At 40.1% G+C, this 609-nt stretch carries 1 protein-coding gene and 1 pseudogene; both read left to right on the top strand.

Going from position 1 to position 609, the window contains the following annotated elements; genetic code table 11:
- Nucleotides 1-342 (top strand): stage V sporulation protein AE (spoVAE, locus tag B371_RS0100085; RefSeq protein ID WP_019412343.1); only part of this gene is annotated, 342 nt, incomplete at its 5' end.
- Nucleotides 343-474: 132 nt separating this feature from the next.
- Nucleotides 475-531, top strand: a pseudogene (locus B371_RS24365) (YjcZ family sporulation protein); the annotation flags it as partial.
- Between the last annotated feature and the right edge of the window lie 78 nt (nt 532-609).

The raw sequence follows: 609 nt of genomic DNA on the forward strand, positions 1-609 counted from the left end.
TTTGTAGTTGGGGGACTGGTTTGTGTAGTGGGACAACTCCTCTTCGATGTGGCGAAATTAACACCTGCGCATACACTAAGTTTACTTGTTGTCATTGGCTCTGTCTTAGATGGACTTGGTTTATATGAGCCATTCATCGATTTTGCAGGAGCAGGAGCAACCGTCCCGATTACATCGTTTGGTAATTCATTGACTCATGGTGCAATGCAAGAGGCCGAGAAACACGGTATTATTGGCGTGGTAACTGGTATGTTTGAAGTGACCAGTTCTGGAATTAGTGCAGCAATCATTTTTGGCGTCATAGCTGCAGTTATTTTTAAATCAAAAGGTGAAGTATCCTAGGCGATATGCCCTACTCATTTGAACCTATTTGCATATTCTAGGTCGAATGGTAAGGGAGGAAATAGTCGCCATGTATGGAAGTTATAAATCTCTTTGGTTATGCACAGAAAACTCAATTGATGTGCTTAAAACGGGTCAACATTTGTTCTCATTGTCGTACTATTCATCCTATTAATCATCGGAGTTTAGAGAGATAGGAGGGAATCAAATGAATAACTCATTTTTTAAGAAAATTGAGGAAAAAACTGGGGTTTCTATGGAGGAAGT

This window comes from Paenisporosarcina sp. TG20 (assembly GCF_000286315.1).
Classification (GTDB): Bacteria; Bacillota; Bacilli; order Bacillales_A; family Planococcaceae; genus Paenisporosarcina.